Below are 8,382 nucleotides of genomic sequence, written 5' to 3'. Positions count from 1 at the left end.
AAAGCAGATTTGCTAAATTCGGCACTTCCTCCTTGATGTTTTTTCTTAAAGTTAGGATACTTAGTACGACCAGCAAAGAAATTGGTAAAAGCTGTTTGTAGGTGTCTTAACCCTTGTTGCAAAGGTACACAACTAACTTCGTTTAGAAATTCTAATTCTTCTTGCTTTTTCCAATCGGTTAGCATTGAAGAAGTTTCAGTATATGCTACTCTTTCTTGTCTTTCGTACCATGCTTGTGTTCTGAGATGGAGTGCTTTATTGTAAACTAATCTTACACAGCCCAAAGTGCGCCGCAATAGCGACTCTTGTTCGGGTGTGGGGTAAAATCGGTAAGAATAGGCTTTTTCCATGTCTCACATTTTAGCATATATTTGGTAAATGCGCTAGTATTTAACGGTAAAGCCGTCGTGAAACGACGGGGTTTCAGACCCAAAATTTTCGATGAGGACTTACTATGACTAAAACCGTCGTTATCGATCCCGTCACCCGGATCGAAGGCCATGCCAAGATCTCGATTTTCCTTGACGATGCGGGGGAAGTGGATGACGTGCGTTTTCATGTGGTCGAGTATCGCGGTTTCGAGAAATTCTGCGAGGGACGGCCGATGTGGGAGATGGCGGGAATTACTGCCCGAATTTGCGGTATTTGTCCCGTTAGTCACCTACTTTGTGCCGCCAAAACTGGCGATAAAATTCTAGCGGTGCAAATCCCCCCCGCGGGTGAAAAACTGCGGCGCTTGATGAATTTGGGACAGTTAACCCAATCCCATGCTTTAAGCTTTTTCCATCTTAGCAGTCCCGATTTTCTGCTTGGTTGGGAAAGTGATCCCGCTAAACGGAATGTTTTCGGTTTAATTGCGGCCGATCCCGACCTAGCGCGAGCAGGCATCCGTTTACGTCAATTTGGACAGAAAGTTATTGAACTTTTGGGAGCGAAAAAAATTCACCCCGCTTGGTCTGTCCCGGGGGGTGTGCGTTCCCCTTTGAGCGAAGAAGGGCGACAATGGATTAAAGAACGACTGCCGGAGTCTAAAGCGACTCTTTACACGGCCTTAAACCTGTTTAAAGGACTTCTAGACAATTTAACCACAGAAATCGCCGCTTTTGGTAATTTCCCTTCCCTGTTTATGGGATTGGTCGGTAAACGGGATGAGTGGGAACACTACGGCGGTCATATTCGTTTTACTGATAGTCAAGGCAATATCGTGGCCGATAACCTCAGCGAAGACAATTATCGCGATTATATCGGCGAATCAGTGGAAAAATGGTCTTATTTGAAGTTTCCCTACTATAAACCCCTCGGTTATCCCAACGGTATCTATCGAGTAGGTCCGTTGGCGCGCTTAAATGTTTGTTCCCATTTTGGCACGGATGGGGCGGATATCGAGTTACGGGAATATCGCCATCGGGTCGGTGGTGTAGCAACCTCTTCTTTTTACTATCATTATGCTCGTTTAGTGGAGATTTTAGGCTGTTTAGAGCGTATCGAACTTTTAATCGACGATCCCGATATAGTTTCTCAACGCTGCCGGGCCGAAGCAGGAATTAATAATCTGCAAGGGGTGGGAGTTAGTGAAGCGCCCCGGGGTACTTTATTCCATGATTATAAAGTGGATGAAAATGGTTTGATTGAAACGGTGAATTTGATTATTGCCACGGGTAATAATAATTTGGCCATGAATCAAACAGTGAAACAAATCGCCCAACATTATATCCATGGTGGCGAAATTCCCGAAGCGATGTTAAACCGGGTGGAAGCGGGTATTCGTTGCTATGATCCCTGTTTAAGCTGTTCCACTCACGCTATGGGACAAATGCCGCTACAGCTAGAGTTAGTTAATGCAGCCGGTGAGGTGATTAATACTCGACAAAGGGGTTAATTATCTAAGTTGTTGGGGGGTTAGGAAATAGGGGAAATTTCTCCTATTTCCTAACCCCATTTTACTATTTTTACGGCCAAGATTCTAGCTAAGAATTTCTAGGTTTTGATAAAGAATTTCTATCGGACAAGAAAAGTTAATACAGTTAATAGTGATTAAATCTCCCGCTTGATAAATATGGGGAATCCAGAGGTTATTAGATTGACGTTGATATTGTTCAATTAAGACTTGTTTTTGCTCGATCAGCAGATATTCCTGTAATTCGGGGATAGTTTGATAATTGGCAAATTTATCGCCTCTATCAAAGGCTGCTGTGGAGTCGGATAAAACTTCGATAATCACTCGCGGATGCAGGATAAAATCCTCCTCGGAAACTCGATCCCGTTGGTCACAAGTAATGGCAAAATCGGGATAATAGAAGATATTTAAGCTAGGGAGACGCACTTTCATATCGGTAGCGTAGGCAAGACAACCACTACCCCGTAAATGATTAATTAATTGGGCTGAAAGATTGCCAGTGATGATAACATGGGCTTTACTGGCCCCGGCCATCGCCAAGATTTGCCCTTGCATATATTCATGTTTAATGGGACTAATTTTCTCTATTTCCAGATAGTCTTTTGGAGTAAAATAAGCGTGACTTTTACTGGCTGTCATGGTGTTTACCTCGCTCATTGTTAGTTTTATAACGGACAATTAAGCCAAATAACTGAGTCTAAATCAGTCTGATTGCCTTCAGTAATTAACTTTCGCATCAGTTCAATATAATTAAAATTACTCTCGAATAAAACAAAACGTCTATCTAAAGAAGCGGCAGCTAATCCCACGGTTCCTGAACCGGCAAAGGGATCTAAAATCACGTCTCCTTTAAAAGAGTAATAGGTAATCACTTTTTCTGCCAATTCTACAGGAAAAGCGGCGGGATGTTTTGAGTTAGTGACTGGGTTAATTTTCCAGACATTAGTACGTTCATAACCATCGGCAATTTTTGAGGCTTTTACTACTTCTTGATCGGGATGATTGCGAATATGCCAATCGATGAGTAAATCCGTATGTTTACGATAGACTAAAACGTATTCAGTCACCGGCACAGTTTTGTATTGGAGAGGATTGCGATCGGCGGCAAATCTGCGTCCTCTACCAGTTGCCCACCCTGCTCCCTCTGGTTTTAGCCAAATAATATCATCAATAAAATCGTAACCTTCTTCAATAAAAATTCGATGTAAATCAAAGGGGACAGCAATACGTTTAGAAGCTTGATTACGGGAAGCACGACGCAACAGCACGGGAGAAATATTAATGACAAAAAAACGTCCTTCACTCAAAACTCGATGACATTTTCTGATTACCTGTCGCAGCTTCAATAGATAGCTTTCGTATTCTTCAAATTCTGAATATTCCGGACGAGCATTAAAATAGGGTGGTGAGGTAAAGATTAAATCAACACTTTCTGCGGGCATTTCCTCCAAAAGTTCACTACAATCACCAAATCCGATGGTATTTCTCAGATAAGAAAGCTTATATTCTTTTTTGGGTTTCTTGCGGGTTTCTAATTTAGATTCATCCTGTTTTAACAGACGAGCGATAATAATTTCAGTCCGAGTTGTTTTATCTAATAAAATTTCGGTGGTGTAGGCATCGATCACCACTTCCCCAACGGTTTTTTTCTGTTCATTACATAAAGGAATTCGCCAAATATGATATCTGTCATCCACTTCTGGTAAACCTAATTTAATCGCATTAACTAAATTTATTTCCCGCAACCAATTAAGGACAATTTCTTTAGCTTCTGCCACCGTGCGAAGCAGATAACCGCGCTTTTCTGATACCAGTTCTTTTTCCATGACATTACTCTAGTTCTCTCTAGAATTCTAGCTGATCATTATCCAAAAAACTAGGAGAGTCTCAAGATAGAAATTGGCCACCCTTTAAAAATTCCACATTTCTAACACTTTTCCCGTAATTGTTTGATTTAACCAGAAAGTATTATGACTGAGGGAGTGAAGATTATTTGCCGTTACTTTCCAGCTTGCTTGGGGATGAAAAAGAATTGCTTCCGCGGGATTGCCGGGGTTGAGAGATGCCGGTTTTTGTTGTAAACAATGACAGGGATTGAGACTAAGCGCTTGCCATAATTGTAAAGCTGATAATTGCCCGGTTATTACTAATTTTTCCCAGAGTAGCGGTAAAGCTAATTCTAACCCGATCGCGCCGGGGGGTGCTTCTGCAAAAGAGACGGTTTTTTCTTCGTAGGTATAGGGACGATGATCGATCGCGATTGCATCGATAATTCCCTCCTTAATTGCCGCAATTAACGCCTTGCGATCGCTTTCGTTGCCCAAGGGTGGAGCGAGGTGTAAACTGGGATGATAGCTGGCGATCGATCCTGTATTTAAGAGGAGATGCAACCACGTCACACTAGCGGTTATCGGCAATCCCCGCATTTTTGCCTCGCGAATTAATTCCACTCCTCGACGGGTAGAAATTCGCATTAGGTGAACAGGTGTATTAATTTCGCCGACGATTTCTAAAATTGTGGCTAAAGCAGTGGTTTCGGAAATAGCAGGATCTCCGGGTAAACCGAAGCGAATCGAGGTTTCTCCCTCGCGCATGACTCCATTACCCTTTAATTGCTGATTTACGGGGGAAAGGGCGATATTTTTACCGAAGGGTTTTAGGTATTCCAATAAGTGCCGCAACAGTCCCAAATCTTCTAGACTGCGATTATCGGTAAAACCCACCGCTACAGGCATTAAATCGGCTAATTCCGTCATTTTTTGCCCTTGTCTTCCTAGGGTGAGACTTGCCCAAAAATGCAGACGAGTCGATTTTGAGTCAAAAACCCCTTGACTTTTTTGCTGTAATGTGCTAATAAGTGCAGGGTGATCGAGAGGGGGGAGAGTATTGGGGAGAATTGCCAACCGGGTGCAGCCTCCGGCCGTGGCCGCTTTGATCAGAGATGCAAGGGTTTCTCGGTCCTCGTGGCCGGGTTCCCCAGAATGACTGTAGAGATCGACTAATCCGGGAGCAAAAATACAGTTTTGACCGGAAATATAGTTACTATTTTCTCTTGGGGGAAGCTGAGATTCGATCGCTTTAATTACCCCCTCCTCAATCCAGACATCGGCAATGCGATCGGTTTGTGTCAGGGGGTCAAGGACTCTAACCTGTTCTATGATCGTCGAGGATTGGCTATTCACGCAGACTAATTAAAACGTCATTTTTTCCTCTGGCAGTATATCACGTTAAGTAAAAAGTAAAAAAGTTGAGTTCTCGGTTAGGTTAAGGGACGATAAGTTAGAATATTGATCGACTACGGTTTTAATCTTTATTTTAATTGGCTGGCCTACCCTAGGAAGAATTGATAGCCGAATCATGCAGTTAGAACTTTTCGATTTTAATAATTTAGAAGAATTTAATCGGGGAACCCCACGATTAGTTTCTTTTCGAGATTTAGTACCAGAAATCACCAGCACCAGTTATCTAACCCATGGCATCTATTATTATCCTGCCAAATTTATTCCCCAAGTGGTGAGATTTTGCCTTGATAACTACACTAAAAAGGATGATTGGATTATCGATCCTTTTGCCGGTTCAGGTACGGTGGGTTTAGAGGCTAAACTTTGTCAAAGAAATGCGGTTTTAACTGACCTGAATTATCTTTTAAACCATATTATACCGATTAAGATCACAGAACACCAAGAACCATTGAGTTACTCAGAGTTAGATAAAAAAATCTTAGAAGTTTTTGCCAACGAAGATAAATTTATCCCTCAGTGGTCAAATTTAAATTATTGGTATCCAGAGGAAATTTTAGCAGTTTTACAGAAACTTTGGGCAGGTCAAAAAAGTCTAGAACCTGATTTGTATTCCCAGATCATTCAAGCGGTTTTAGTGAAAGTTAGTAAGCAGTTTTCCTATGCAGAACATACCAAACCTAAATTATTTCAATCTAAATACAAAAAATCAGATATACAGGAACTATTACAAAGAGATTGGCAAGAGGAATTAAAACGAACGATTAAAGAGATGAGTTTTGAAACTTTAACCACCGTCAATCAATATATTGCCATAACTTGGCATAATTGTAATCAGGTGCTTTTTTATGGAGGAGTAGATAGTGCCACTTTTGAGATCGATCAAAATCTAGAGTTAGATTGTTTAATTAGTTCACCCCCCTATCTGCAAGCACAGGAATATATCAGAACAGCAAAACTAGATTTATATTGGTTAGGATATACAGAAAAAGAAGTGCAAAAAATCTCTAAGCTAGAAATTCCCTACCGACAGGCTACCAGATTAATCGAAACCGAAACATTAAATCAGGTGAGATCGAGTTTAGAGAAAGAGAATTTACATAAAATACTCGATTCCTACTTTTGTCACACTATCAATGCTTTAGAAAATGCCACCAGAAAATTAAAACAAGCTGGGAAAGCTTGCATTTTTGTCGGTAATCCGAAAGTGGATGGAATGGAAGTAGAAACTTGGCGAATATTACAGGAATATTTTCAGGAAAATGGCTTTATTTTTAATACCGTCTTTGAGGATAGAATTAAAACTAGACAATTATTCAAATCCCGCAAGAATAAAAATCCTGATGGCATGAAATCCGAATATTTACTGATTTTAGAGAAAAGGTAACTTTCTATTGCTTATGTAGCCCAAACATCCCCTATTTCATCAATGTTTGACCTGTCTGGAATCCTTACCTAATTTTCAAGGCAACTATTGAAGATAAACCCTATATATAAAATTCTTGGCTGATGGAAAGTTAATTATTCAGACCGATTATACTACCGTTAATTATGTTTGTGAAATTAAGACAGGATTAAATCATGATCTAAAATAAGTATCTGATCTCTTTACTATGATTAGCACCTGCGATTTACCGATGGTTTTAGTTGGTGGCGGTGCAGGGAAAATCACGTTAGGTCTGTTTGGTACTTTATAGTTATTTTAAAAGGCTTTCCTATCCCAGAAATCGCCCGATTTACTGATTTATCCGGCGCAACTATCGAGGAATTACAAAAACAGCAGGACAATTAAAGCTTTTAACCGCAAAGGGTGGGGAATTAGGAAAATTTTAACTCATCTCCCCACTCCACACCGATTAACCACGTTTAGCGAGGCGACGCACCACTAAACCGCCCCCTAGTATGCCTAATCCGATAATACTAGAAGGTTCGGGCGTTCTGAATACCTGTACGCGATTGTTGAACGTATCAGCTACATAGATATTACCACCGCCACCGACAGCGATACCGGAGGGGTTATTGAACTGACCGTTCCCCGAACCGAGGCTACCGAAAGCGTACTGGAAGACACCACTGGGGTTGAATACCTGTACGCGGTTGTTGAGAGTATCGGCCACATAGATCTTACCACCGCCATCGACAGTGATACCAGTGGGTGAAAAGAACTCACCGTTCCCCGTACCGAAGCTACCGAAAGTGGACAGCAAGGTACCACCAGAGTCGAACACCTGTACGCTGTTGCTGGCAGTATCGGCTACATAGATATTACCACCGCTACCGACGGCAATACCTTGGGGCATACTCAAATAACCGTTCCCGAAAGCGGACTGGAAGACTCCACTGGAGTTAAACACCTGTATGCGATCGTTGAGCGTATCGGCTACATAGATATTACCACCGCTACCGACGGCGATACCTTGGGGCCAATCGAACTGACCGTTCCCCGTACCGGAGCTACCGAAAGTGGACTGGAAGACACCACTAGAGTTGAATACCTGTACGCGATTGTTGTCACTATCAGCCACATAGATATTACCACCGCTACCGACCGCGATACCGAAGGGGTTATTGAACTGACCGTTCCCCGAACCACCGCTACCGAAAGTGGACTGGAAGACTCCATTGGAGTTAAACACCTGTACGCGGTTGTTGGCAGTATCGGCTACATAGATATTACCACCGCTACCGACCGCGATACCGAAGGGGTTATTGAACTGACCGTTCCCCGAACCACCGCTACCGAAAGCGAAGGAAAAACTGGCCGCAGTGGCACTGGTGGCGATACTAATACATCCGATCGCAGTGGCCGTGACTAGAGAAAAGGATTTGAGCAGAGCCTTTGATAAGCTATGTTTCTCCCCCTCTCCGTGATTGATAACTTTAGATAGGGACATAAAACTTCAGAAAATCTGCTCTTAATATACCCCTTCCTCTAGCAATTGTCAATAAATTCCTCGGAAGACGTGACAAATTTGCCAATATCTATACAATTAGTCCATGGTTAGAATTGAATTTTGCCGATAATGTATTCCGCGCTACGATTCTCTTCGGCAATAGTTACGGCGAATACAGGATGTGAACATCAGCGACCGAGGGTATCCTAGGAGAAACGGAAAGTAATCCCTGACGATGTTTGATAATATTTGTAAATTTATCGCCGAAAACTTCTCCGATGATCTAGCCACTTGGTTATTAGGTTCTCCCCTCTCCTTAACCGTCCTCGACCCGACGGAATTACAATTAGAC

Annotated in this window: 7 protein-coding genes and 1 pseudogene; 3 read left to right on the top strand and 5 right to left on the bottom strand. The window is 42.2% G+C overall.

Annotated features, from left to right (window positions below):
• Positions 1-350, bottom strand: a 350-nt coding sequence (locus EWV84_RS20665; protein WP_287079764.1) for an RNA-guided endonuclease InsQ/TnpB family protein, incomplete at its 3' end; no start/stop codon positions are given.
• A gap of 104 nt (positions 351-454) precedes the next feature.
• On the opposite strand from EWV84_RS20665, the gene EWV84_RS20660 reads away from it, so the two are divergent.
• Positions 455-1,879: a Ni/Fe hydrogenase subunit alpha gene (locus tag EWV84_RS20660; RefSeq protein WP_286826340.1), complete on the top strand. Its 1,425-nt coding sequence runs from the start codon at positions 455-457 to the stop codon at positions 1,877-1,879.
• An 84-nt stretch (positions 1,880-1,963) separates the two neighbouring features.
• On the opposite strand, the gene EWV84_RS20655 is transcribed toward EWV84_RS20660, so the two are convergent.
• The 3 genes from EWV84_RS20655 to EWV84_RS20645 all read right to left on the bottom strand — a co-directional run bounded on the left by EWV84_RS20655 (position 1,964) and on the right by EWV84_RS20645 (position 5,079).
• On the bottom strand, positions 1,964-2,536 hold the full coding sequence (locus EWV84_RS20655; protein WP_287079763.1) for a Uma2 family endonuclease: 573 nt from the start codon (positions 2,534-2,536) through the stop codon (positions 1,964-1,966).
• Between the two features lie 26 nt (positions 2,537-2,562).
• Positions 2,563-3,723, bottom strand: coding sequence for a DNA-methyltransferase (locus tag EWV84_RS20650; protein WP_287079762.1), 1,161 nt, complete (start codon positions 3,721-3,723; stop codon positions 2,563-2,565).
• Positions 3,724-3,807: 84 nt separating this feature from the next.
• The gene (locus EWV84_RS20645) at positions 3,808-5,079 is read right to left on the bottom strand and encodes a dihydroorotase (RefSeq protein WP_287079760.1); all 1,272 of its coding nucleotides are present in this window, start codon (positions 5,077-5,079) and stop codon (positions 3,808-3,810) included.
• Positions 5,080-5,254: 175 nt separating this feature from the next.
• On the opposite strand from EWV84_RS20645, the gene EWV84_RS20640 reads away from it, so the two are divergent.
• The gene (locus tag EWV84_RS20640) at positions 5,255-6,523 is read left to right on the top strand and encodes a DNA methyltransferase (protein WP_287079759.1); all 1,269 of its coding nucleotides are present in this window, start codon (positions 5,255-5,257) and stop codon (positions 6,521-6,523) included.
• Positions 6,524-6,992: 469 nt separating this feature from the next.
• On the opposite strand, the gene EWV84_RS20635 is transcribed toward EWV84_RS20640, so the two are convergent.
• The gene (locus EWV84_RS20635) at positions 6,993-8,030 is read right to left on the bottom strand and encodes a 6-bladed beta-propeller (protein ID WP_287079757.1); all 1,038 of its coding nucleotides are present in this window, start codon (positions 8,028-8,030) and stop codon (positions 6,993-6,995) included.
• A gap of 235 nt (positions 8,031-8,265) precedes the next feature.
• Here EWV84_RS20635 and EWV84_RS20630 point away from each other — a divergent pair.
• Positions 8,266-8,382: pseudogene (locus tag EWV84_RS20630) on the top strand (Rpn family recombination-promoting nuclease/putative transposase); the annotation flags it as partial.

Source organism: Microcystis sp. M_QC_C_20170808_M3Col (assembly GCF_007095505.1).
GTDB lineage: Bacteria > Cyanobacteriota > Cyanobacteriia > Cyanobacteriales > Microcystaceae > Microcystis.
Note: the sequence above shows the minus strand (reverse complement) of the source record. Positions and strands in the feature narration are given on the sequence as shown.

Excerpts from the sequence above, each read along its gene's own strand:
- EWV84_RS20660 (WP_286826340.1), top strand. The coding sequence starts at position 455 with ATGACTAAAACCGTCGTTATCGATCCCGTCACCCGGATCGAAGGCCAT.
- EWV84_RS20655 (WP_287079763.1), bottom strand. The coding sequence starts at position 2,536 with ATGACAGCCAGTAAAAGTCACGCTTATTTTACTCCAAAAGACTATCTG.
- EWV84_RS20650 (WP_287079762.1), bottom strand. The coding sequence starts at position 3,723 with ATGGAAAAAGAACTGGTATCAGAAAAGCGCGGTTATCTGCTTCGCACG.
- EWV84_RS20640 (WP_287079759.1), top strand. The coding sequence starts at position 5,255 with ATGCAGTTAGAACTTTTCGATTTTAATAATTTAGAAGAATTTAATCGG.
- EWV84_RS20635 (WP_287079757.1), bottom strand. The coding sequence starts at position 8,030 with ATGTCCCTATCTAAAGTTATCAATCACGGAGAGGGGGAGAAACATAGC.